This is a genomic window from Lachnospiraceae bacterium GAM79, from assembly GCA_020735665.1.
Lineage (GTDB): Bacteria > Bacillota > Clostridia > Lachnospirales > Lachnospiraceae > Coprococcus.
Map to the genome: position 1 here is coordinate 1,174,705 of CP085928.1, position 23,420 is coordinate 1,198,124.

Below are 23,420 nucleotides of genomic sequence, written 5' to 3' on the forward strand. Positions count from 1 at the left end.
AACGGCTGTATAATCAATACAGCACAAATCCTTGTTTTATTATAGTTATCTTGTCAATTATTGTCAACGAAGAATTACTCAATATCAAGCAATCTTTTTACAACCTGAACACATTCTGCCGCATCCTCTGAATAACCGTCTGCATGGATCTCCTCGGCAAAGCTCTCCGTGATAACGGCTCCGCCGATAACGACCTTAATATCCAGATTTTTTTCTTTTACCAGTTCCACGACATCCACCATTTTCATCATGGTTGTTGTCATCAGTGCCGAAAGTCCGATGACCTTGGCATCATTTTCTATGGCTGCATCTACGATCACATCCGCAGGTACATCCTTTCCAAGATCGATAACCGGGAATCCGTAGTTTCGTAGCATCAAGACAACCAGATTCTTTCCAATATCATGGATATCTCCCTCTACGGTAGCAACCACGATCGCAGGCATTGCCTTTCCATCATCCTCTCGTACGATAAGTGGTGTGATCTGATTGATCGCAAGCTCCATCGTCTCTGCGCTTGCGATTAACTGTGGCAGAAAGTATTTTTTCTGTTCAAATAATTTTCCAACACGGTTAATTGCCGGAATCAGCTCATCATCAATAATCTTCTGCGGATCTATCCCCTGTTCCAGTTCTTTTTTGACATCTTCTGAAATATTTCTTTTATTTCCTTTTACAACATCTGTGTAGATAACACTTTTTTCTTTTTCATCCTCCTGACTGCCTCCATTCTGTACAGGTGCAGCCGTTGTGATCCCGAGAGGTTTTACATTCTGGATATACCGGATATCTCCTTCGTCTTTGTTAAGAAGCATATCCGATGCATATGCCATATTCATAAGCATAGTCTGTGACGGATTTGCAATTGCCATCGTAAGACCATTCTGGATCGCCATCGTAAGAAAAGCTGCATTTACAAACATACGCTCCGGCAATCCAAATGAGATATTCGAAAGTCCGCATATCGTAGCAAGCCCCATATCATGACAATAACGGATTGTTTTCAGGCAGTTGACAGCAGCAGCTTTCTCTGCTCCGACTGTTGCAACCAGACCATCGACCACAACATCCTCTTTCTGAAAGCCCATCTTATAAGCAGCATCCAGAACTGTATGTATAATGTTTTCTTTTTCATCACTGTCTTTCGGAAGTCCCTCATCAGAAAGCGGAAGCAGAATGAACATCGCACCATATTTACTGACCAACGGAAGGATCTCCTGCATTTTTACCTTTTCCAGAGATACAGAATTCACAAGTGCACGTCCCGGATAGATACGAAGTGCCGCTTCGATAACAGCAGGGTTACTGGAATCAATACATAACGGAAGATTCACTGCCTGTGACACCTCATATACAACCCTTACCATCATTTCTTTCTCATCAATACCATTCATGCCGACATTGATATCAAGGATTGATGCACCCTTTTCCATCTGTTCTTCCGCCATCGTCATAACAGTATCGAGAACTCCCTCCCGAAGCTCTGCCTGCAGTTTCTTCTTACCGGTTGGATTGATACGTTCTCCGACCACCATAAAAGGACCATCCAGACTGATCTGTCTTGTCATGCGTTCTGATGATAGCAAACGTTCTTTCTTGTCTGATATCTCAGGAATATCCATTGTCTTTGCCATATCAGAAAGTGCTTTGATATGGGCAGGAGTTGTTCCGCAGCAGCCGCCGACCATACCGGCTCCCGCTTCTATGATCATCTTCATATCTTCTGCAAAGGTTTCCGGTGTCATGGCATATACACTTTTACCATCCACAAGTTCAGGCATACCGGCATTCGGCTTCGCAAATACGGGAACAAATGCTACCTCTTTCATGGCAGCCACAAGCTCTGTCATCTTGTCCGGTCCTGTGGAACAGTTTACACCTATCGCGTCCACGCCAAGATTCTGTAATACATTGACCGCGGTTACCGGATCCGTTCCATATAAGGTTCTTCCGTCCTCGTTAAATGTAAGGCTCGCCATGACAGGGAGATCACAGATCTCATTTGCAGCGATCACAGCAGCTCTGGTTTCGGCAAGGCTCATCATAGTTTCTACAACCAGAAGATCACAGCCCGCCTCAACAAGAACTTTGATCTGTTCTTTATAGATATCAACCAACTCTTCAAACTGAAGTTTTCCCATCGGATATAGCATCTCACCTGTCATGGTAAGATCGCCTGCGACATAACCATGCCCGCACTCAGCAACAGCCTGCTTTGACAGAGCTACCAGATCCATATTCATCTGATAGAGATTATTCTCCAGTCCATATTCACGAAGCTTTAAACGATTACAGGTAAATGTCGGAGCATATAAGATATCTGTGCCTGCATTCAGATACGACGTCTGAAGTTCCAGCATAACTTCTTTGTGCTCCAGTATGTATTTTTCCGGACATACACCAAGCGGCATGCCTGCATTCATCAGATTTGTTCCGGTTGCTCCATCTAAGATCAGTATTTTCTCATCGAACAGTTGTCTAAATTCGTGTTTATTCATTCGTTATCACACCTTCGTCGTCTATTTTGTTATCTCCGTCTGCCGCTGTCGTTGCAAGCATATCACATCGTTCATTCATCGGATGTCCTGCATGTCCCTTTACCCAGTGAAAGGTTACTGTATGCGGTTCTTTTGCTTTTAACAGTCGTTCCCACAGATCCCGGTTCTTTACCGGTTCATTCTTGCCACGTTTCCAGCCCTTCTTGATCCAGCCCCATATCCAGCCTTCATTAAATGCCTTTACAAGATACTGGGAATCTGAATATAATTCCACATTACAGGGTTTTATCAATGCTTCTAAACCAACAATAGCTGCCATAAGCTCCATGCGGTTATTTGTAGTCTTATTATAGCCCTGTGAAAATTCCCGTTCATGGAGCGTTCCTTTTCCATCAATAAACTGGATAACCGTACCATATCCGCCCGGTCCGTCCGGATTACCTCTCGCTGCACCATCTGTATATATCTTTACATCCATTCTTTTCGCACCTCATATCCATTCTAATTAATCCATATCCGCTTATAAATGACTGATTATCACTTTTCATCAAATGATCGGAATATTTTATTCTGTGCCATCACTATAACTTTCGATCAATTCTGTAAGGAGTCTGCTCATTTTATCAGACATCTCCTTACTGCGATCCAGAATATCCTCATGCTTTAATTCAGCACCAAGTCCTGCCGCTTTATTTGAAATTGCCGAAAAACCGGATACACGGATTCCCATATGGCAGGCCGCGATTGCCTCACATGCTGTACTCATGCCGACCGCATCTGCGCCGAGCAACTGAAACATCCTTATCTCAGCCGGTGTTTCATATTGCGGACCGGTCGCCTGAATGTAGGTTCCTTCCACAACATGAAGTCCAATCTGCTCAAATACTTTCCTGCTTATCTGTATTTTTTCTTTATCATATATATGGCTCATATCCGGGAATCTGACGCCAAACTCATCTATATTTCTTCCAATCAACGGAGATGGAACAAAGCTTGATATCTGATCCGAAATGATCATGATATCTCCCGGTGCCAGCTCTTCACTGATTCCTCCCGCCGCATTGGTAAGGATCAGCCACCGTATTCCTAGAAGCCCCATCAGCCGGATCGGCTTCACGACATCCTGCATGGAATATCCCTCATAGTAATGAACTCTTCCCTGCATGACAACAATCGGCTTTCCACAGGAATAACCAAATATAAACCGTCCCTTATGACCGGCAACCGTCGAAACAGGAAAACCCGGAATCTCTTTATAATAAACATACACAGGATCATCCATGGTAAATGCATCGCCCAGTCCGCTTCCAAGTACAATCCCTATCTCCGGCTTCATCTTTATTTTGTCAGTGATATAACGAACAGCCTCATCATACATAAATAACATCTCCTTATCCCGGTGCTGCAGCTCACCTGTACCCAGTCTCTGAAATACATAATTCTGAGTTTTCCCATATATCCATATGGTAAAAAAGCTGACACCCATCTGAATGTCAGCTTATTTTCATAAAACGGAGATAGAGAGATTTGAACTCTCGCGCCGGTTGCCCGACCTACCGCTTTTCGAGAGCGGACCCTTCAGCCACTTGGGTATATCTCCTTTTTCCTATGACTTTGCTATAATACCATTAATACACAAAATATACAACTATTTTTTATGATACTTTCTGATGCCTTTTCACCGGGCATGGTCATACAATGGTAACACTTAAAACTAATAGTAGCAGATTACAGGCATCCCGGCATAGATATTCTCATAAATAACCGCGGCTTTCTGATATGGCAGATTAACGCAGCCATGCGAACCGCTGGAATAATAAATGTCTCCGCCGAACTTATCACGCCATGTCGCATCATGAAGCCCGATTCCACGATTAAAAGGCATCCAGAAATTGACCTTTGTCTCATAATCCTCTCCTCTTAAAACAGAAGGTGATTCTTTATATGTGATCGAATATAACCCATCCGGTGTACCATGTCCTTTCTTTACACAACCTGTTACACAGGGAGAATCTTCAACCAATTTTCCATCTATGATCAAATATACATGCTGGTTCGACAGATCGACCTCTACATAAGAATAACCGATATCCCCGTATTTGTTATATGCTGCTCCCGTCTGGGAAAACTCCGGTGTACGCTCCTGTGATTTCCCACTTGCAAGTGCTTCCCGCAAGCCCTTTGTCTCCGCTTCTACATCAATTGCCCATCCATAACGATTGCCTGTTTCTTCTACATATCTTCCTGTATAAGTCTGAAAGGTTCTCGTTGTTCCGACTGTATCATATGTCTCTGCAAGCTGTCTCACATATGCCTGAACCGATTTCTTTTTGAACTTCCATTTTCCGTTATCATAATAGAGCCAGCTGCCAAATGTTGATGCATCAAGCGTCCATGATACACGATCAATGCTGTAGTCGATCTGAACCGTAAGATATGTTTCCAGTGCTTTTTTCCGGTCTGCAATCTCCTTACTGTCTGCCGTGATCTCTGCATTCTCGTAACACGCTTCTTTATCAAGGTCTGTAGTAGCTTTCACCTGTTCAAGCGCCGTTTCTATCACTTCATGAACCTTATCTGTATCCAGATAACTGCCTTCTGTCTCTGGTATGATAACCGCCTCGCTCTTATCAACTGCTACATAGGCATTCTTTGGTTTTTCCATATTCTTTTCCTGCATACAGTCCTGATCTTTTAAAAATTGATACAGTTTTTCCTTATCATAGGTTACCTCATAACTGGTTTTATAATCTTTCCGCTTATTATTCAGATATAAAAACCACAGAAAGCCATTTTGCTTCTTCTTAATGCTTTTCTCATTGGAAACTGCCTGTATCGTCATATCGATATCTTCCGGACGGATCACAAATGATGCATGTTCTCTGCCGTTTACGCTTAAAGTATATCCACTCATATATGTATCGATCGTGTTTTTTACGGATTTTACTGTATGATAGGATACATTCTGTCCGTCAATATATGTATTCTTGTTAAAATGGAAGCTAAACCAGATCGACAATGTAAGATAACAAAGTAAAATAACTCCGCCCACAGAAATTGATATAATCGCAGCGATCTTTTTTCCTTTTTTTCGTTTATCGATCTGTTCATAGACACTCTTATCGACAAAGACATCCGATGGTATAGCAGCAGCCGTGGCAGCAACCTCCGGCTGGTCTTTTGTTTCTATTTCTTCAGCCTCCGCCTGGTCTGTCTCTTGGTCTGCTTCAGTTTCAATCTCCATCTGCCCAGCCTCTTTGCCTGCCTCATTCTCTTCTTTGTCTGCGCTGTTTTCTGTTTGCTCTTCTTTAGTCTCTATTTGTGTTGCCTCTTTATCCGCTTCGCATTCTGTTTGTTCTGCATCTTTGACGGCTTTGCTCTCTATCTGCTCTACTTCTTTGTTTTCCTCACTCATAATCTTCCCCTGTTATTCTCCTTCCAAATGGATCACGCATATCTCCGGTTTATTATTGACCCGAAACTTTAAAGTATGACCACCAAGTCCACCTGTTAAGATCATTTTTTTATTGCGATATTCATACATACCCCGGTAATATTTCGGAAACAGCCGTACCATCGGTGATATCACTCCCCCAAAAAACGGAAGTATGATCATGCCCCCGTGTACATGACCGGATAACACCAGATCTGCTCCCCATTCCGCATAAACCGAAAAATAATCCGGGTTATGCGCAAGTAATATCGTATATGCATCCTGATGTCTCGTCGGAAGAAGCTCCACCAGATAGTCCGTCTCCATCTTCAGAAGCCGGAATCTTCTGTAATAAGCCGCATCCATGTCAAGCCCCACCACCCGGATATTTTCAGATGTCAGAATCATTTCCTCATTTATAAGCCATTGAACATAATCCTTTGTCTGTTCATATAGATTTTCCCAGATATCTCCATACTGCTCTGTATATAAACTGGTTCGCATCTCATGATTTCCCTTTGAAATATAAACAGGGAATTCACTTCCAAGCTTTTGCAGAAGGTCTATCGCAACACCCGAACCGACATCTTTCTTTCCGACTATAACATCTCCTGCGATCAAAACTGCATCAGGAGCAATCTTTTTTATCTCTTTTATGAGCTCCTCATTTTTATCTCCGAATTCCGCATTATGAAGATCTGCGATCATCGCAAATGTAGCAGACTTTTTGATTCTTTTATCCGTGATCGTATAATGAGATACCGAAAGCATGTGATTCTCCCGTCTGCTTTCAATCAGAACTGCGAACAGACAGATAAGCGCAAATATACAGATGATACTGATAATATTGAATAACATTTCCTCTTCCTCTAGGAACGAAAGGCAAGATATAATACTTTTTTAAAACTATAGCCAAACGTCATTTTCTTTATATTTTCTGCAGCAACAATCTCAACTGAACCAAGTACACGGCCATTGATCGAATATTCCATTTTTCCAATCACGTCTCCTTTGTTGATCGGTGCTGTAAGCGTCTCTTCCTGAATCGGTGTCTTCTTCACATCATCTGCCTTTTCTCCGCGAAGCAGAACGGATGAGAAGTCCGATGCACTTTCAATCGCCAGTTCGTCACTGATACCATTTTCTATAGAAACGCTGCGGGTGTCAAGTACATTTTCATCTTTATACAGATTGCAGTTTGCATATCCATAATCGAATAGCTTGCAGACCTCTTTATTTCTGATATCCTTTGTTTCAGCTCCCATGATAACTGCGATCAATGTAATGCCGTTTCTGTTCGCCGTCGCCGACATACAGTATTTGGCTGTCGCCGTATATCCAGTTTTAAGCCCGGTCGCCCCAGTGTATATATTAAGGAATTTATTTGTATTAGCAAGGTCAAATCTTGACTCGCCCCTTGCGGTTTTATGTATGATCGAATCCATCCAGATACCGGAATATTTCAGGATCTCAGGATGTTCATCAATTAACTGTCTGGACATAATTGCAATGTCTCTTGCCGATGTCTCATGTCCATCTGCATCCAGTCCACAGGCATTGACAAAATGTGTATGCTCCATTCCAAGTTCCTTTGCCCTGTCATTCATTCTCTGAACAAAGGCTTCCTCGCTTCCTGCCGTGAATTCTGCCATAGCAACTGCCGCATCGTTTCCTGATGCAATAATGATACATTTTATCATATCTTCAACCGTCTGCTGTTCACCGGTTTCAAAGAAACATTGTGAACCACCCATAGAAGCTGCATGTTCACTCACAGTTACAATATCAGACATCTGATAATCGCCTGCCTTCATTGCCTCAAAAACCAGAAGCAGCGTCATTACCTTTGTGACGGATGCAGGTTTCCTTGCCTCGTCTGCATTTTTCTCATATAATACCGTTCCTGTTGTTGCTTCCATAAGGATACAGAATGGTGATTCCAATTGAAGTCCGGACTGATCTGTCGCTATTTCATCTGTTGCTGTTCTATCTGTTACAGTTCCATTTGTTACGGCTTCATCTGTAAGCGGTTCTTCCTGTACGTTTTCCTCAGTTACCACCTCTGGCTCAGCAACACTATATATTACCGATCGGTCGGTATGTCCGACTACAAGTGCTATTCCAAGAACCATACCTATAAATGCTCTGCCTACCCTCTTTCCCATTTTAACCCGTTTCAATAACATCCCTCTAATCTGTTCATTTATACAATTTATGCTTAAAAAAATGAATAAAGAATGTTTGTGTTGATATTTTTCTTTCATAATTAATTATATTCTGCTATAATACTACAGAATTATGCGCAATATGCGGTAATTTAATAAATAATGACACTTTCGTCATTTATTAACTGGACAAATTATAACAGGAGGAAAATCAATGAGTATGAAATTGGTTAAACGAGTACCAACCGGTGAAGAGATCAAAGAATTATATCCTCTCTCACAGGAACTCAAAGACATTAAAGCAAAACGAGACGAAGAGATCAGAAAAATTTTTACCGGAGAAGACAAGCGATTTATATTTATAATTGGTCCATGTTCCGCTGATAACGAAGATGCTGTATGCGACTATCAGAACAGACTGGCAAAGGTTGCAGAACAGGTCAAAGATAAAATTCTTGTAATTCCACGTATATATACGAACAAACCAAGAACAACGGGTGATGGATACAAAGGGATGTTACATCAGCCGGATCCGAATAAGGCGTCTGATATGTTAGAAGGTTTATATGCGATTCGTAAAATGCATATCCGCGCGATCAAAGAAACCGGACTCACAGCAGCAGACGAAATGCTCTATTCCGAGAACTGGCAATATGTTGACGACATCTTATCCTATGTAGCGATCGGTGCACGTTCCGTTGAGGATCAGCAGCACAGATTAACGGCAAGTGGAATGGACATTCCGGTTGGCATGAAGAATCCAACCAGTGGTGATTATACTGTTATGATGAATTCTTGTCTTGCCGGACAGCATCCGCATACTTTCTTATATTCCGGATGGGAAGCCCACACAGACGGAAACCCACTGACCCATTGTATCTTAAGAGGTGCATTAAACAAACACGGTCGTTCCATCTCAAACTACCACTACGAAGATCTGCGTCTTTTATATGAATCATACCAGAAGTTCAATCTGGTAAATCATTCATGTATCGTTGATGCAAATCATAACAATTCAGGCAAAAAATTCGATGAGCAGCCAAGAATCGTAAAAGAGGTTATCCACAGCCGCAATTATGATCCTGATATCAAAGAACTTGTAAAAGGTGTTATGGTTGAAAGTTATATCGAAGATGGTAATCAGCCGGTTGGCGGAGGATGCTATGGCAAATCCATCACAGACCCTTGTCTCGGATGGGAAAAGACAGAACGTCTCTTAAAAGAAGTTGCAGATCTGTTATAAAAAACGATAAAAGAATATGAAATTTCTTTTTAATAACAATTATATGTATGGTAAAAAGGAACCTGCCAAATAACAACTGGCAGGTTCCTTTTTTAATCCTTTATGATGCGTGATAGAAAATTTCTACCTAACGACACATCTCCGGTAATATTCAATTTTCCGGTTGCATATGCATAAATCGGATCCATCACTCCATTTATTACTTTCTCCAGGCAGGATACTGTAACGATAAACTGAACATTTCGTTGCTTATATTCCCCCAAAGAGACCTCAAATGTATCATCTTTCAAATGAATGTAAAAATGCCCGCTATCACGTCCAATAACATCAAACTGGAAATACGTATCATCCTGTAATCCATCTATATTCTTATGCAAGGATAATTCATTAAAATAATCAAGACATTCCCTGTATGTCATATAAACAAACCCGCTTTATAAGAACTCGAAATCGTCTTCCTCGTCGCCATCACCGATCAGAACCTGATTACGCTTAACGCCTTCTTCGATTTCTCCTACAATTACTTCATCTTCTTCATCCTCTGTTACAGCACTCTTACCTGCAAATGCCTGTGGTTTGCTTTCCTCTTTCGGTTCTTCCTTTGGCTTCATCTTTAACTTCTGAGGTTCATTTGTTGTCTGAGACTTCATCTTCAGCTTAGTAATAGGATCAGCTTCTAATGCATCCTCATTAATGGATGAAGCAGTACCTGCTGTTGCTGTTGCAACACCACCATTTGCCTTAATTTCTTCCATCTCTGCTTTTAACTTTGCAAGCTCTGCCTTTGCATTTGAAAGAACTTCATTTGCACGCTTCTTTGCATCGTTAATGATTCTGTTGGCTTCATTGTTTGCTGCATTCTGTTCCTTTTTGGAACCCGGAGCAGCCTGCTCCAACTGTTTCTCTAATTCATAGATCTTTACGCTATTCTCTCTGAGAGAATTCTGAGCCAGTTCATTTTCTGCTGCAGCTGCATCATATTTTGCCTGTAATGAAGCAAACTCATCCGATACTTCTCTCATAAATGAATTTACTTCATCTTTATTATAACCAAAAAGTCCCTTTTTAAAGGTCTTTTCTTCAATGCTTTCCTTTGTTAACATTATAGTGCTTCTCCTTTTCGTGTTTTTTTAACATAACCTAAACTTAATTATATTAATTCTTTGTATGTTTTTCAAGAAATAATCGTATGTTTTTAAAAAAATTTACAATTTTTCATGAAAGATATTCAAGTCTAAGCTATTTTCATGTATTCTTTTACATTTCTTGACTATCAAGCAGAATTGTAAACGGTCCGTCATTAGACAGATCCACTCTCATATCCGCACCGAAAACGCCGCTTTCCGTAACAGTATTCTTCTCTCTACAGGCAGACAGGATATATTCATATAACTTATTTGCCTTATCGGGGTTACCCGCCTTTGTAAAAGAAGGACGATTTCCTTTCCTGCAGTCTGCACATAAAGTAAACTGTGATACGATCAGAAGCTCACCTTTTACATCTGTAAGAGAAAGATTTGTCTTGCCATTTTCGTCTGCAAATATACGAAGCCCCAGCAGTTTACGGATCAATTTATCTGCAACTTCTTCTGTATCTTCTTCGAATACACCTACAAATACCAGCAGACCTTTTCCGATCTTTCCGACCTCTTTATCATCTACTGTTACACTTGCATGATTCACTCTTTGAATCAGAAATCTCATAATCTTTTTCCCCTTTAACGTTCTGACATACTGATTGCTTCTACAGCAACACTTCCCCCTCGAACGACCTCGATTCGGTTCGGAAAACTCTGTTTGAATAATTTGATCGCATCATTATTCTGATTCTCTGTCTGTAAACACTCTACCAGAATATTCTTTTTATCGTAGTCGGTAATTCTAAAATTAAATGCATTTGCAATGCGGAATACCTCATCCTTATCATCCGTATTACATTCCTTGACCTTAATAAACAAAATCTCTTTATTATGAATCGGAATATCTGTATAATCAACCACCTTGATTACTTCCACACTACGGTTTAACTGCTTCTTTACCTGCTCAAAAATACGATCATCGCTTGTAAAACTGATTGTCATTCTGGATATAGTCGTATCCTCTGTCTCACCAACTGTCAGGCTGTTCAGATTATACGATTTGCCTGAAAAAAGGCCGGAAATCCTTGCAAGTACACCTATTTCGTTTTCAACATATAAACATATCCATCTTTTCTTTTCACTCATATGTCCATCCTCCTTAACAATCCATGATCATATCATTTAATGACTTGCCGCCCGGAACCATCGGGAATACATTTGCAGTCGGATCAATATAGAACTCTATAACTGTAGGTCCCTTTGTATTTGCCTTTGCCTGCTCAAATGCTGCCTTGATCTCTTCTTCCTTTGTAACACGGATTCCAAGTGCCTCATAGCTTTCCGCCAGTTTTACAAAATCCGGTGTATATTTCGGACAGCATTTGTCCGGATTCTGACAGTCATGATTACAGCTCTTTCTGTATCGCAGACATGTACTGCTGTAACGCTTGTTGAAGAACAACTCCTGCCACTGACGTACATTTCCAAGATAACCGTTATTTAAGATACAGATTGTGATCGGAAGCTCCTGTGCAACCGCAGTCGCCATCTCCTGAATATTCATCTGCACACCACCGTCACCGGAAATACAGATAACATTTTTATCCGGATTACCAATCTTGGCACCGATGGCAGCAGGAAGTCCATATCCCATCGTACCAAGGCCACCGGAGGTTAAGAGCTGGTTCTCTCCGCCAAGTGCGATATACTGTGTTGTCCATAACTGATTCTGCCCTACATCGGTTGTAATGATGAGATTGTCATACATCTCATTAATGGTCTTAATGATCTTCTCCGGTGTAACACCTTTATAAGAATTCATGTTGATCGGATACTGTCTCTTCACCTCCATGATCTCATCTACCCAATCGCTTATATCTAATTTCTTTGCATATTTTAACATCTTTGTAATCGCAAGCTTTGCATCTGCTACGATCGGGATGTCTACCTCGATATTTCTGGAGATTGATGCTGCGTCGATATCGATATGTATGATCTTTGCATTCTTTGCAAATGTGTCGATCGTACCGGTGATACGGTCATTGAATCTGGTTCCGATTGAGAACAAGACATCACATTCCATGATTGCTTTATTGGATGCAAGATTTCCATGCATTCCGATATTACCAACATATAAAGGATGGTCCGTCGGAATTGCTCCCTTACCCATGATCGTAGTAACAACAGGGATTCCTGTCAATTCACATAATTCCTGCATTTCTTTTCTTGCATGCGCGATATTTACACCACCGCCGATCAAAAATACCGGTTTTTTGGCACGATTTAATTCTGCCAGAGCCTTCTTAAGCTGACCGGAATGTACGCCTTCAGACGGCTTATATCCTCTGATATTTACCTCATCCGGATATTCATCCGACCCCATTGCCAACTGGATATCCTTCGGTATATCAACCAGTACCGGACCCGGCTTACCTGTTCTTGCGATATAGAATGCATTCTTGATAATCCTTGCCAGATCTTCTCTCTTTCTGACTGTTACCGCATACTTACAAATACTTCTCGTGATACCTACGATGTCAACCTCCTGAAAGGCATCGTTACCGATCAGATTCATCGGTACCTGTCCGGTAAAACATACAAGTGGAACACTGTCATAGTTTGCTGTTGCAATTCCTGTAACCAGATTGGTTGCACCGGGACCGCTGGTAACCAAGCATACACCAACCTTCCCTGTTGATCTTGCATATCCATCTGCCGCATGAACAAGTGCCTGTTCATGTCTTGGAAGGATCATATCGATTCCTTCCGCATCATATAATGCGTCAAATAAGTCGATCGCTGTTCCACCCGGATAGGCAAACAGTGTATCAACATGTTCTTCCTGTAATGCTTTTACAAACATCTGTGCTCCATTAATCTCCATAACCTATATCCTCCTTTAATTTCATTCATATAAATTTCCTAAAAGAGCTTTTTCACATCCATTAAAAAAGCCCTAAGCCGTATATCAGCTTAGGGCGAATAATCATATCCGTGGTACCACCTAAATTCAGGTTCTTCCTGCTCTTATCCGATACTTGCAAGTTTTACCTGTGTCATATCGTTTTCCTGTAACGGGGAAATCCGTTGAATCCTACTTAGCACTTCATAAGAAATTATGCTTTTCAGTCCACTGCTCGAAGGCTACTTCCATACATCCTAGCTGAAGATTCTCACCACCATCTTCTCTCTGGGAGCCGGTCCTGTATGTACTCCTCCTTGTCATTGCATTTGACATATAAACTGTTGTTACTTTAGCATAAATGAGGAAAAAAGTCAACGTGTTATTTAGGAATAATAACCAAATACTTCTCATACAATTATACGAAAAATATGAAGTGAGTTAGCTATGTGTTCTATCTCTGGATTCTATAATGTACATGGCAGATATACCGAAGCAGAAAATCATTTTCAAAATATTCTATCTGACATGAACATAAAACAAAAACACCGCGGGCCGGATGATGACGGTATCCTTCTGACGGATACCTGCGGTCTGTCGCATACCAGATTATCCATCCGTGATATCAAGGCCGGAATCCAACCAATGACCCGTACGGTCGCAGGCAGAAGCTTTACGATTGTATTTAATGGTGAGATCTATAATACAGATAAATTAAAGCAGCCTCTTATCTCACATGGATACAGTTTTACCACAACATCGGACACCGAAGTCCTGCTGCTCTCCTACATATACTACGGACCTGATTTTGTAGAAAAGGTAAATGGTATTTTTGCATTTGCGATCTATGACCATATGGAGCAGTCCATCTTCCTTTACCGTGATCCGTTCGGGGTAAAACCACTTTACTATACTTTTCTGTCTGACGAAACGCTGGTATTTGCCTCAGAGCGAAAGGCACTGTTCTGTTATCCCGGCACATTTCCTAGACTGGATAAAAAAGGCTTATGTGAAATCTTCGCCATTGGGCCGTCCAAAACTCCGGGCTGTGGCGTATTTAAAGGAATAAATGAAATCAAGCCAGGATATTATCTGCGGTACGATCGTTTCGGTCAATCCACGATCTGCTATTTCCGAATAAAGAGCATGCCTCATACCGACGATTACAAAACAACGATCGAGAAGACTGCCGATCTTCTTAAAAATGCGATCAAACGACAGATTGTATCCGATGTTCCAATCTGTACCTTCCTGTCAGGAGGTATCGATTCCTCGATCGTAAGTGCTGTCTGTGCAAATGAATTAAAAGAACGCGGACAGGTGCTTGATACCTATTCCTTTGACTTTACAGATAATGCGCGTTATTTCAAATCAAATGCCTTTCAGCCGGAACAGGATCGTCCTTATGTCGATCAGATGGTATCCTATCTCGGAACCTCCCATCACTACTTAACCTGTAATATGGAGGAACTTGCCGATCTTCTCTATGACTCGGTTCTGTCGAGGGATCAACCAACCATGGCAGATGTCGACTCTTCGTTATTGTATTTCTGTAAACGGGTGTCCGAACACAATAAGGTTGTTTTGACCGGCGAATGTGCAGACGAGATATTCGGTGGTTATCCATGGTTCTACCGGGAAGATCTGCTTGCATCCGATACATTTCCATGGATGATCGATCTCACACCGAGAAAGCAGCTGTTAGATCCGGAGTTTGCAGATGCCTTACAGATGGATGACTATGTGAAAAATCTTTACCACCAGATCATCTCGGAGATTCCGGTTCTGCCGGAAGAATCAGATATCGAGAAATCCCGCCGCCGGATTGGCTATATGAACATCCGGATGTTTATGCAGACCCTGCTTGACCGTATGGATCGTACCAGTATGTATAATGGTCTGGAAGCCAGAGTACCATTTGCGGATATTCATCTTCTGCAATATGTCTTCAATGTTCCGTGGAAATACAAATACAGAAATCAGACCGAAAAAAGTCTGCTCCGCCATGCTGCCGTGAATCTCGTGCCAAATGAGATCCTGTTCCGGAAGAAAAGCCCGTATCCAAAGACATATAACCCGCTTTATGAAACGATCCTTGCCGACCGCTTAAGAGAAGTGATCGATGATCCTACAAGCCCTGTCAACCGATTTCTGGAAAAAAAAGCAGTTCTGCAGTTTCTGGAATCACCGAAAGATTACGGAAAGCCTTGGTATGGTCAGTTGATGGCAGGTCCACAGATGATGGCGTACTTATTACAGATCAACTACTGGCTGAAAGAATACCAGATCTCCATCGAATTCTGATCATAACACCCACCAGCCGGTGGGTGTTTATATCTTATATACCAGAACTCCAAAATGCCCGATACTCTATCGCCCCTTTTCCAGCAGATTATTTATCTTATAAAAACAAACCTCCTATAAAGTAAATAAAGAGCATGTAACCTATAATTCAGTATGATGCCCTACATAAATTACTAACATTTGCGTAATTTCGTTATGAGACTTGCACCAGCTGTCAGCACCAAGCCCATGTTTGAACCCGTTAGGGTGAGTTTGGGCGACTGCTGACAAATACGCGTGCGAGTCGAATAGAAATGAAGCAAGTCATGTAATTATATAGGGCATCAAATGAAATTAAGGTTACAGGCTCTCATTCTTTTTATTTGTCACATAACACCGGCTGAATCTGCTTCCCCTTTAAAGCCTCCTCTATCGTATCCGGTATCATAGACAGTTTTCCGATCAGGGAATTCGGTTTCTTTACAGGATCATCCTGATAAAAAGGAACAAAATAAATATTTTTCATATTCATAAGCATTCCGATATTCTTAAAATTCATTCCCATCGCATCATTTGTCGATATGCTGATGATCAGTGGTTTATTATTCCTGATATGTGCCTTTGCTGCCATCAGCACAGGAGAATCCGTTATACCGTTACACAGCTTTGCGAGTGTATTTCCGGTACATGGGGCGATCACCAATACATCCAGATATGCCTTAGGACCGATCGGTTCTGCCTCCTGAATCGTAAATATTCCCTTCTTCCCTGTAATCCTCTGAATGTCTTTTACAAATTCATCACTTTTACCAAATCTGGTGTCGTATGTCGCCGAACGATCAGAAAAGATCGGATACACCGATATTCCCATTTTCGTCATTTCCTCTATCTCTATCTTTACTTTATCAAAAGTACAAAAAGAACCGGTTATTGCAACGCCGCAATTGCACCCTGATAAACTCATATCTATAATCCTTTCCATGCTATATGAACTCCATAAAATCAATATTCCGGCAGGTAGTCAGGTTTTTATTTAATTAACTCATAAAACAATTACCTTTGCAGAGAAATTTTATGTTTATTATAGATTATGCAGAACATCATGACATGTGACTCAAAAAAGCAGATACTCCAAAACCGCCTCTCCAAGGATCTCGCCCGAAGTCTTCGGTGAATAGCGTCCCGGAATACCCAGACTGTGTCGGTATCTTATCCCTCTTTCATCCAGATAGGAAAAATCTGTTCCACCGGGCATCGATGCGATATCAAGGATCACTATATTTTGTCGGAACTTTGATAATATATCTCGATTTAATACAGGCGCAGGTATGGTATTATAACAAAAATCAAACTGATCAAGCTTATTGTCTGAGCCAAGCTGATTTAATAGAATCGTATGGCAGTCTCCCATTGCCGCCTTAAAACATGCTTCCACACTTCTGGTTGTAACCGTTACCTCAGCGCCCATACGAAGGAGCTTCTGTGCAAGCACACGGCCACATCTTCCATATCCGGTGACAAGACATTTGCTGTTCTCAATATTAATATCACTCATCATAAAGCTTTCAGCTATAGCCCCCTCCGCCGTAGCAACTGCGTTCTTTAACGCCACACAATCATCCTTCATATAATCATAATATGGTACACCGGCTGCTGTACAGGCATCTGTCAGCCCGGATGGGAGCACTCCCCCGCATACAAAATCAAAAGCTGTAAGACTCCCTGCAATATTTTCTATCGCAAGCTCTGTACATCCATTGATATGGATTCCGTCTTTTGCAACCGGAACAGGTAATAACAATACCCTTTCTTCAACAGTACTGTCATTTCTGAAAGTTTCAGAAAGCATTGGCCAGCTGCTGTATTCATCCTCACAGTCTGGCACTTTATATGTTGTAACATATACTCCCTGTTCTTTTAAATATGCTGCCAGATAATGACAACGCATATCTCCGCCTATCATTACAAACTGTCTCAAATTATATCCTCCTTATAGACTTTCTTACATCTGTCATCTATTATAGATCATACTCTTTCCGATTACTGAATTATTACAGTCTAATCAGAAGAAATTCCTGTCTATGTAGTCTTTTACATATTCCTTCATGAAATCATACAAAGATTCACTTTGAACATTTTCTGTTATTGTCACCGAATAGATTGCAAATGCTTTCCCACCAATTAACAACACCACAGAACCTGCCTGCATTCCTGCATATATCGGGCATTTCAGATACTCAGGCAGCAGATACTTAACCGAGATCTGTTCATCTGTCCGCAAAAGCAGAGTTTCCGAAAAATGACATTCCCAGCCAACTGTCTCTGTATCTTCTTTTATTGTTCCATAAACAGAATCCGAAAGAACCGGTATCTTATTCTTTTGAAGTATATCATCAGTAATTACATGCTCCTGATAATTTGCTAGTCCGTAATTCATTAATTTTTTTGTATCTGCCCATTTATAGGTCTTATTTCCCGGCCACCCACAGCCAAGAAGGGCAACGATCAGTATTTTTCCATCCCGCTCCAACGCTCCGACATAACAATATCCTGCAGATCCGGTAAATCCCGTTTTTCCGGTCAAAGCTCCATCCATCATATTCAGAAAAGCATTATGATTGGAACAGCTAAAGCTTCTCGTTCCCCCTACATTTGTAAAGGAATATGTAGCTGTTCTTGTTATAGCAAGAAACTGTTCCCGTTTCGGTGACTCTCTGATACAATACCGCATGATCCGGGCAAGATCCTCTGCGGTCGTTCCGTGAATCCCATATTCATCCTTTGCATCCAGCCCATTAGGCGTAATAAAATGTGTATTTGTACAGCCGACTTCTATTGCTTTTCGATTCATCAGATCGGCAAATGCTTCAACGCTTCCACCAATATATTCAGCTATTGCAACAGCACTGTCGTTATGACTTTCAAGCATCAGCGAATAAAGCAGATCTTTTAACCGGTATTCTTCACCCTCTCTGATATTCAACTGAACATCCGGCATCTTTGCCGCATAAGAGGATACTATAACGATATCATCGGGATCACCATATTCCAGCGCAAGGATACAGGTTAAAATCTTCGTTGTACTGGCATTTGCCCGAACCTCTTCACCAGCTTTATCATACAGTACCCTGCCATTTTTTCCATCCAACAGGATAGCTGATAAAGCATGAAGGTCATTGTCCGAGAGCTTCACTTCTGAAGCAGTCCGACCGGTATTATTATCCTGCCTGATGCCCTCCGTTCGATAATATGGTATCTGGCATACAGGCATATTTAACGCTTTTACAGGGATCACGGAACCAAGCAGCACGGCTGCTGTCAGAAACCATGCAAACAGAAAACCTGCCGGAATTTTTTGTTTCATTCTTCCCGCAGGTTTCTTTCTTTTTTTATGATATTTTTTATATATTTCAGTCATATCATCACCGGATATATTCTTTATTCATAAAATTATATTCCGTATCCGGCTGCTTTATGACTCATTATCCAAACCAAGTGTGATCTCGTTTGCCTCTTCCTGAGCTTCTTTCTTGAAATCCTCAATCTTATCCGGGCTGATCATCGGAAGTTCTTCCGTGGATGCAACACCAAAGCTTCGCAGAAACTCTTCTGTTGTTCCAAAAAGAATCGGTCGTCCCGGAGCATCCAACCGTCCAACCTCATCTACTAATCCATATTCCATAAGCTTATTGATCGCATGTGCACAGGAAACTCCTCGAATAGCCTCTATCTCCGGTCTGGTGATTGGCTGTTTATAAGCTACGATTGATAAGGTTTCAAGAAGTACATCTGTCAGATTCGGCTTCTTAGGTGTACAGACAACCTTTGTAAGTACATCGTAGTATTCATTTCTGGTACATAATTGATAAGCGTTTTCAAGTTCTACCATCTTGATGCCACGATCTGACTGATTGTAGATCGCAAGTACCTCTTCCATCTGTTTGGACAGCTTTTTTATTTCCATCTCAAGTGCCTTTGCCAATCTGTCAACCGACACAGATTCTCCGATGGAAAACAGTATAGCCTCAACCGCAGATACAAGATATTCTGTACTGTATTCTTTATAAGTAACCGGCTGTTTCTCTGTATTCTCCGGCGTCATATCTTGCTCACCTGCATCTGACAGATCTGCCTGAACTGTTCTGGATACATCTTCCTCATTACTCTTATCGCTGTCATATTCTTTTAAATTATATGCTGCTTCGTTCTCTTTTATCTTATCCATACCTGTTTTATCCTCGTCCTGTCTCATCCGTTTCATTATCAGCCTCTTAAATCGTGTCCGGCTTTTCCTCTGCGGAAGCAGACTCATTCGTATCTTCTTTATCTGCGCTGACAGTAAAACTGTTCAACTCATATGTTTCAATGTCATCCCGAGAATCAATGATGATCTCTCCAAAGATTTCTTCCTGCCGAATCTGGATCGCTCCGATTTTCATAAGCTCTAAGATTGCAAGAAACGTTACTATAATGTTCGACCTTGAAGCCTGCATCTCAAGCAGCGTCCGAAAGTTGATTCCGGCAAGTCCACGAACCTGTTCCCGAATCTCAGCCATCTTAGCTTCCAGAGAGATTTCTTCTCTTTCAATGTTCTTAAACTTACTACGGATCGGATCTACCTTTTCAACCTGTTTCCGCATCACAGACTTAAAAATCTCATTCAGCCTTTCCAGATTGATGTCATATTCAGAGATCAAAGCAACCGTATCTACTGCTGGCTTGAAATTCTTCACCTCAGCAGGAATGCTTTCTTTTTTATAGAATGCCTTTGCGCCATCAAGCTCCAGATCCTTCAGCTCACTTGCTGCATATTTGTACATCTTATATTCCAACAGCCTTCGAACAAGCTCGTCTCTTGGATCTTCTTCCTCTTCGTCATCTTCCGTCACTTTAGGAAGAAGCATTTTGGATTTAATACGAATCAGAGTTGCCGCCATTACGAGGAACTCACTCATAACATCCAGATCTTCCTCCTCCATATGATTCACATAATCCAGATACTGTTCTGTGATCGTTACAATCGGTATATCATAGATATTTACTTTATTCTTTTCGATCAGATGAAGGAGCAGATCAAGCGGTCCTTCAAATACGTTAAGTTTTACATCGATTGCCGACATAGTTTCTCCCTTTATCACTCACAGATACCATGTAAGTCTCTGCATCTGTTCTTTGTATGATTATATAATAATACAGACCAGTCCACCATTTCCGTCATTCACGATCTTTTCCATGGTGTCCTGTAACTTCTGCTTACTTTCTACATTCATCTTGTTTGTCTTAGTATTTAATCCATCTTCTACAAGCTGCTCGATCGATTTTCCAAATATATTAACATCCCAGATATCTTCTCCGTTTTCTCCGGTACTGGTCTTAATATACTCTACCAGATCTTCTGCTTGTTCCTTCGTACCAATGATAGGTGCGATCTCCGTTGTGATATTCGCCTTGATCATATGTACGGAGGGCGCTTCTGCTTTGATCTTAACACCATATTTGTTACCGGATTTTATAAGCTCCGGTGTCTCAAGCGTAATATCCTCTTTTTCGGGCATTACAAGCCCGTATCCGCCATTTTTTACACCTTCAAGTGCATTCATGACTCCATTGCAGAATTTCTTCTTTTCTGCCATTTCCTTTATTTCAGTTATAAAATCATATTCATTATGAATATCTGTTCCCAGCATATCGGAAAGCATCTCGTAATAATATCTGTTATAGATCGTTACCTGTACATTCAATGAACCGTCTGCCAGATTTATATTGTTATATGTATATTTTTCCACATATTCGTTTTCAGGGAACGAACAATGAACCATGTCATAGATATGCTGATTGCCATTCAGTATATCCATGGCATTCTCGATGACACTCTTTTTGATCTTGTTTTCATTTTCCGATACTTCTAACCATTTGGGAATTACAAAATTAATACATGTGATCGGAAAACTGTATAACATGGAAGTAAAGATCTCATTGATATCCTTCCTGTTCAGTTGATCGCAGTTAACCGGAAGAACAGCTACTCCATACTTTTCTACCATCAAATCTGCCAGTTCCTTTGTCTCGGCTGCACCCGGACGATTCGAATTCAATATAACAACAAAGGGTTTCCCGATTGACTTTAACTCTGCAATTGTTTTTTCCTCTGCATCGATATAACTCTCTCTGGCAAGATCGCCAAAGCTTCCATCACAGGTCACCACAATCCCGACCGTTGAATGACTGTTTATAACCTTCTTCGTTCCGATCTCTGCCGCCTTGGCAAATGGAATATCATAATCATACCATGGTGTCTTAACCATACGCTCTTTTCCATCTTCCGTCTGCCCTTCAGCTCCGTCTACCACATATCCGACACAATCGATCAGACGAACCCTCATATCAATCTCATCATCTACCCGGATTTCCACCCCTTCTTTCGGAATGAATTTCGGTTCTGTCGTCATGATTGTCTTACCGGATGCCGATTGCGGCATCTCATCCAGAGCAATTTCGCGGTCATTCTCATCTTTTATGTTCGGAAGAACCATCATCTCCATAAAACGTTTGATAAATGTTGATTTTCCTGTCCGAACAGGTCCGACAATACCCAGATAGATCTCTCCGTTTGTTCTGGCATTGATGTCATTATACACATTAAAGCCTTCCATATATACCTCCTGCATTTCTTACACATTTTCCGTTCCTGTTTTTGTATTCCGCAATATATGTGTCCAACCCGAAATACAAAATCTGTTTCCTATGTAAAGATTATCATATAAGTAATATATGAATGTACTTTTATAAGTATGTCAGAAAATTATTCCTCTACAGATATCTCTGCTTTTCTGTCTCTGGTAAGCAGATCTACCACTGCTTCACGAGCAGGCTTTCCCTCGAACAAAACCTTGTTTACCTCTTCAACGATTGGCATATCAACACCATATTTCTTCGCAAGCTTCAGGGTTGCTTTTGCTGAGTATACTCCCTCTACAACCATTTTAACCTCAGCCATTGCTTCTTTATAGCTCTTTCCCTGTCCGATCAGATAACCGGCATTCCTATTACGACTGTGTCTGGACGTACATGTCACGATCAGATCTCCCATACCTGACAAACCGGCAAGAGTCTCAACGTGAGCGCCCATTGCAGTACCGAGTCTTATTATTTCTGCCATGCCTCTGGTCATTAACGCTGCTTTTGTATTATCTCCGAATCCTAGTCCGTCTGTGATTCCGGCAGCCAGTGCGATAACATTCTTAACCGAGCCTCCAAGCTCGATTCCCGTCACATCTGTACTTGTATAGACACGGAAGACATCATTCATAAATGTATTCTGAATCAGCTTTGCCGTATCCATATCACGTGCACCTGCTACAACAGTAGTCGGAATACCGATACCGACTTCCTCCGCATGGCTTGGACCGGAAAGGACTGCTACCTTTGCCCCCGGTATCTCACTCTCGATAATCTCTACGATCGGAGTCAAAGTTGCTTCCTCAATACCCTTGCTGACATTAACGATCAGCTGTTCGTTTGTAATATAAGGTGCTATCTTTTTTGCAGTGCTTCGGATAAAAGGAGATGGAACCGCACAAATGATCATTTTCTTACCATCTATCGTCTGTTCCAGATCTGTTGTAAATACAATTGTATCGTTCAAATGAACACCCGGCAGACGATCCTTCTGTTCCCTGTATGTATTCAACATCTCGATTTCTTTTTCATCTATAGACCAGACTGTTACATCATGTCCATTTCCAGCCAACAGGTTTGCAAGTGCTGACCCCCAGCTTCCTGCTCCTAAAATACCAATTATCATACTATATACCTCT

Annotated in this window: 20 protein-coding genes, 1 tRNA gene and 1 other annotated feature; of the genes, 2 read left to right on the forward strand and 19 right to left on the reverse strand. The window is 41.3% G+C overall.

All coding sequences use genetic code 11. From position 1 onward, the window contains the following. Positions 1-74: 74 nt before the first annotated feature. From LK416_05235 to LK416_05265, 7 genes are all read right to left on the reverse strand, one after another. A complete protein-coding gene (locus LK416_05235; protein UEA75587.1) occupies positions 75-2,498 on the reverse strand; it encodes a homocysteine S-methyltransferase family protein in 2,424 nt (807 codons plus the stop codon). Beyond that, complete coding sequence (rnhA, locus tag LK416_05240; GenBank protein UEA75588.1) at positions 2,491-2,976, reverse strand: ribonuclease HI; 486 nt, start codon at positions 2,974-2,976, stop codon at positions 2,491-2,493. The genes LK416_05235 and rnhA overlap by 8 nt, the downstream gene beginning before the upstream one ends. A gap of 87 nt (positions 2,977-3,063) precedes the next feature. After that, on the reverse strand, positions 3,064-3,876 hold the full coding sequence (locus LK416_05245) for a purine-nucleoside phosphorylase (GenBank protein UEA75589.1): 813 nt from the start codon (positions 3,874-3,876) through the stop codon (positions 3,064-3,066). 134 nt (positions 3,877-4,010) lie between these two features. Beyond that, positions 4,011-4,098, reverse strand: a tRNA-Ser gene (locus LK416_05250). A 114-nt stretch (positions 4,099-4,212) separates the two neighbouring features. Continuing rightward, positions 4,213-5,913 (reverse strand): peptidoglycan binding domain-containing protein, encoded by a 1,701-nt coding sequence (locus tag LK416_05255; protein UEA75590.1) that lies wholly within the window; start codon positions 5,911-5,913, stop codon positions 4,213-4,215. A 12-nt stretch (positions 5,914-5,925) separates the two neighbouring features. Continuing rightward, the gene (locus LK416_05260) at positions 5,926-6,789 is read right to left on the reverse strand and encodes a metallophosphoesterase (protein UEA75591.1); all 864 of its coding nucleotides are present in this window, start codon (positions 6,787-6,789) and stop codon (positions 5,926-5,928) included. 11 nt (positions 6,790-6,800) lie between these two features. Continuing rightward, the gene (locus LK416_05265; protein ID UEA75592.1) at positions 6,801-8,111 is read right to left on the reverse strand and encodes a D-alanyl-D-alanine carboxypeptidase; all 1,311 of its coding nucleotides are present in this window, start codon (positions 8,109-8,111) and stop codon (positions 6,801-6,803) included. A 199-nt stretch (positions 8,112-8,310) separates the two neighbouring features. On the opposite strand from LK416_05265, the gene LK416_05270 reads away from it, so the two are divergent. Further along, positions 8,311-9,339: a 3-deoxy-7-phosphoheptulonate synthase gene (locus tag LK416_05270; protein ID UEA75593.1), complete on the forward strand. Its 1,029-nt coding sequence runs from the start codon at positions 8,311-8,313 to the stop codon at positions 9,337-9,339. Between the two features lie 92 nt (positions 9,340-9,431). Here the strand turns inward: LK416_05270 and LK416_05275 are convergent, their stop codons facing one another. From LK416_05275 to ilvB, 5 genes are all read right to left on the reverse strand, one after another. Next, a complete protein-coding gene (locus LK416_05275; protein ID UEA75594.1) occupies positions 9,432-9,758 on the reverse strand; it encodes an SCP2 sterol-binding domain-containing protein in 327 nt (108 codons plus the stop codon). Positions 9,759-9,773: 15 nt separating this feature from the next. Continuing rightward, positions 9,774-10,442 (reverse strand): DivIVA domain-containing protein, encoded by a 669-nt coding sequence (locus tag LK416_05280; protein UEA75595.1) that lies wholly within the window; start codon positions 10,440-10,442, stop codon positions 9,774-9,776. Between the two features lie 154 nt (positions 10,443-10,596). Continuing rightward, complete coding sequence (gene dtd / locus LK416_05285; protein UEA75596.1) at positions 10,597-11,043, reverse strand: D-tyrosyl-tRNA(Tyr) deacylase; 447 nt, start codon at positions 11,041-11,043, stop codon at positions 10,597-10,599. A gap of 14 nt (positions 11,044-11,057) precedes the next feature. Further along, complete coding sequence (ilvN, locus tag LK416_05290) at positions 11,058-11,564, reverse strand: acetolactate synthase small subunit (GenBank protein UEA75597.1); 507 nt, start codon at positions 11,562-11,564, stop codon at positions 11,058-11,060. Positions 11,565-11,577: 13 nt separating this feature from the next. Further along, complete coding sequence (gene ilvB, locus LK416_05295; GenBank protein UEA75598.1) at positions 11,578-13,302, reverse strand: biosynthetic-type acetolactate synthase large subunit; 1,725 nt, start codon at positions 13,300-13,302, stop codon at positions 11,578-11,580. An 87-nt stretch (positions 13,303-13,389) separates the two neighbouring features. Then, positions 13,390-13,653: a binding site (T-box leader), on the reverse strand. 114 nt (positions 13,654-13,767) lie between these two features. Here ilvB and asnB point away from each other — a divergent pair. Then, a complete protein-coding gene (asnB, locus tag LK416_05300; GenBank protein UEA75599.1) occupies positions 13,768-15,624 on the forward strand; it encodes an asparagine synthase (glutamine-hydrolyzing) in 1,857 nt (618 codons plus the stop codon). Positions 15,625-15,982: 358 nt separating this feature from the next. Here the strand turns inward: asnB and LK416_05305 are convergent, their stop codons facing one another. The 7 genes from LK416_05305 to LK416_05335 all read right to left on the reverse strand — a co-directional run bounded on the left by LK416_05305 (position 15,983) and on the right by LK416_05335 (position 23,407). Beyond that, a complete protein-coding gene (locus tag LK416_05305; protein ID UEA75869.1) occupies positions 15,983-16,567 on the reverse strand; it encodes a dipicolinate synthase subunit B in 585 nt (194 codons plus the stop codon). 150 nt (positions 16,568-16,717) lie between these two features. Then, complete coding sequence (locus LK416_05310; GenBank protein UEA75600.1) at positions 16,718-17,581, reverse strand: dipicolinate synthase subunit DpsA; 864 nt, start codon at positions 17,579-17,581, stop codon at positions 16,718-16,720. 84 nt (positions 17,582-17,665) lie between these two features. Beyond that, entirely contained in the window at positions 17,666-18,967 is a 1,302-nt protein-coding gene (locus LK416_05315; protein UEA75601.1) for a D-alanyl-D-alanine carboxypeptidase, read from the reverse strand. Positions 18,968-19,075: 108 nt separating this feature from the next. Further along, the gene (gene scpB / locus LK416_05320; GenBank protein UEA75870.1) at positions 19,076-19,705 is read right to left on the reverse strand and encodes an SMC-Scp complex subunit ScpB; all 630 of its coding nucleotides are present in this window, start codon (positions 19,703-19,705) and stop codon (positions 19,076-19,078) included. Between the two features lie 169 nt (positions 19,706-19,874). Beyond that, entirely contained in the window at positions 19,875-20,723 is an 849-nt protein-coding gene (locus tag LK416_05325) for a segregation/condensation protein A (GenBank protein UEA75602.1), read from the reverse strand. A 60-nt stretch (positions 20,724-20,783) separates the two neighbouring features. Beyond that, positions 20,784-22,256, reverse strand: a complete 1,473-nt coding sequence (gene spoIVA, locus LK416_05330; protein UEA75603.1) for a stage IV sporulation protein A — start codon at positions 22,254-22,256, stop codon at positions 20,784-20,786. A gap of 149 nt (positions 22,257-22,405) precedes the next feature. Continuing rightward, positions 22,406-23,407, reverse strand: coding sequence for an NAD(P)H-dependent glycerol-3-phosphate dehydrogenase (locus LK416_05335; GenBank protein ID UEA75604.1), 1,002 nt, complete (start codon positions 23,405-23,407; stop codon positions 22,406-22,408). Positions 23,408-23,420: the final 13 nt, after the last annotated feature.

Excerpts from the sequence above, each read along its gene's own strand:
- rnhA (UEA75588.1), bottom strand. The coding sequence starts at position 2,976 with ATGGATGTAAAGATATATACAGATGGTGCAGCGAGAGGTAATCCGGAC.
- LK416_05270 (UEA75593.1), top strand. The coding sequence starts at position 8,311 with ATGAGTATGAAATTGGTTAAACGAGTACCAACCGGTGAAGAGATCAAA.
- LK416_05335 (UEA75604.1), bottom strand. The coding sequence starts at position 23,407 with ATGATAATTGGTATTTTAGGAGCAGGAAGCTGGGGGTCAGCACTTGCA.
- dtd (UEA75596.1), bottom strand. The coding sequence starts at position 11,043 with ATGAGATTTCTGATTCAAAGAGTGAATCATGCAAGTGTAACAGTAGAT.
- LK416_05275 (UEA75594.1), bottom strand. The coding sequence starts at position 9,758 with ATGACATACAGGGAATGTCTTGATTATTTTAATGAATTATCCTTGCAT.
- LK416_05305 (UEA75869.1), bottom strand. The coding sequence starts at position 16,567 with ATGAGTTTATCAGGGTGCAATTGCGGCGTTGCAATAACCGGTTCTTTT.
- ilvN (UEA75597.1), bottom strand. The coding sequence starts at position 11,564 with ATGAGTGAAAAGAAAAGATGGATATGTTTATATGTTGAAAACGAAATA.
- LK416_05235 (UEA75587.1), bottom strand. The coding sequence starts at position 2,498 with ATGAATAAACACGAATTTAGACAACTGTTCGATGAGAAAATACTGATC.
- LK416_05315 (UEA75601.1), bottom strand. The coding sequence starts at position 18,967 with ATGAAACAAAAAATTCCGGCAGGTTTTCTGTTTGCATGGTTTCTGACA.
- scpB (UEA75870.1), bottom strand. The coding sequence starts at position 19,705 with ATGACGCCGGAGAATACAGAGAAACAGCCGGTTACTTATAAAGAATAC.
- spoIVA (UEA75603.1), bottom strand. The coding sequence starts at position 22,256 with ATGGAAGGCTTTAATGTGTATAATGACATCAATGCCAGAACAAACGGA.
- asnB (UEA75599.1), top strand. The coding sequence starts at position 13,768 with ATGTGTTCTATCTCTGGATTCTATAATGTACATGGCAGATATACCGAA.
- LK416_05280 (UEA75595.1), bottom strand. The coding sequence starts at position 10,442 with ATGTTAACAAAGGAAAGCATTGAAGAAAAGACCTTTAAAAAGGGACTT.
- LK416_05245 (UEA75589.1), bottom strand. The coding sequence starts at position 3,876 with ATGTATGATGAGGCTGTTCGTTATATCACTGACAAAATAAAGATGAAG.
- LK416_05325 (UEA75602.1), bottom strand. The coding sequence starts at position 20,723 with ATGTCGGCAATCGATGTAAAACTTAACGTATTTGAAGGACCGCTTGAT.
- LK416_05255 (UEA75590.1), bottom strand. The coding sequence starts at position 5,913 with ATGAGTGAGGAAAACAAAGAAGTAGAGCAGATAGAGAGCAAAGCCGTC.
- LK416_05260 (UEA75591.1), bottom strand. The coding sequence starts at position 6,789 with ATGTTATTCAATATTATCAGTATCATCTGTATATTTGCGCTTATCTGT.
- ilvB (UEA75598.1), bottom strand. The coding sequence starts at position 13,302 with ATGGAGATTAATGGAGCACAGATGTTTGTAAAAGCATTACAGGAAGAA.